A 1,193-nucleotide genomic window follows, 5' to 3' on the forward strand; every position below is an offset into this window, starting at 1 on the left:
GTCGGCCCGGAAGTGCGCGTGGCCATCGCCATGCCGCGCAGTGCCGAAATCATGGTGGCGTTCCTGGCGGTAATGAAAGCCGGTGGCGTCTACGTGCCGCTGGACATCGAATACCCGCGCGATCGCCTGCTGTACATGATGCAGGACAGCCGCGCGAAGTTGTTGCTGACCCACACCAGCGCGTTGCAGCAACTGCCGATTCCCGAAGGATTGGATTCCCTGGCGATTGACCGTACTGAAACCTGGGTCGATTACAGCGACGATGCACCTGACGTAAAACTGGACGGCGACAACCTCGCCTACGTGATCTACACCTCCGGCTCCACCGGCATGCCCAAGGGCGTGGCGGTGTCCCACGGCCCATTGGTGGCGCACATCATTGCCACCGGCGAGCGCTATGAAACCAGTCCGGCAGACTGTGAACTGCACTTCATGTCCTTCGCCTTCGACGGCTCCCATGAAGGCTGGATGCACCCGCTGATCAACGGTGCCAGCGTGCTGATCCGCGATGACAGCCTGTGGCTGCCGGAATACACCTACCAGCAAATGCATCGTCACAACGTGACCATGGCCGTGTTCCCGCCGGTGTACCTGCAACAACTGGCCGAGCACGCCGAGCGTGACGGCAACCCGCCGAAGGTACGTGTTTACTGCTTTGGCGGTGACGCTGTTGCCCAGGCGAGTTACGACCTGGCTTGGCGCGCACTCAAGCCGACCTACCTGTTCAACGGCTACGGCCCGACGGAAACCGTGGTTACGCCACTGCTGTGGAAGGCGCGCAAGGGCGACCCATGCGGTGCGGTCTACGCCCCCATCGGCACGCTGTTGGGCAACCGCAGCGGCTACGTGCTGGACTCGCAACTCAACCTGCAACCGATCGGTGTGGCCGGTGAGTTGTACCTGGGCGGCGAGGGCGTGGCGCGCGGTTACCTGGAGCGTCCGGCACTGACCGCCGAGCGCTTCGTACCAGACCCGTACGGCAAGCCCGGGAGCCGCGTGTACCGCAGCGGCGACCTGACCCGTGGCCGCCCGGATGGAGTGGTGGATTACCTCGGCCGTGTCGACCATCAGGTGAAAATCCGGGGCTTCCGGATCGAGCTGGGCGAGATCGAGGCGCGCTTGCGCGAACAGGACAACGTCGGTGAAACCGTGGTGGTCGCCCAGGACGGGCCGACCGGCAAACAGCTGGTGGC

General features: G+C 64.1%; 1 protein-coding gene. It reads left to right on the top strand.

The window, feature by feature from the left end:
* On the top strand, positions 1 to 1,193 hold a 1,193-nt coding region (locus tag CQ002_RS28055), incomplete at both ends, for an amino acid adenylation domain-containing protein (RefSeq protein WP_146117492.1).

Origin of the sequence: Pseudomonas sp. MYb13, from assembly GCF_002980075.1 — a bacterium.
GTDB classification, from domain to species: Bacteria; Pseudomonadota; Gammaproteobacteria; order Pseudomonadales; family Pseudomonadaceae; genus Aquipseudomonas; species Aquipseudomonas lurida.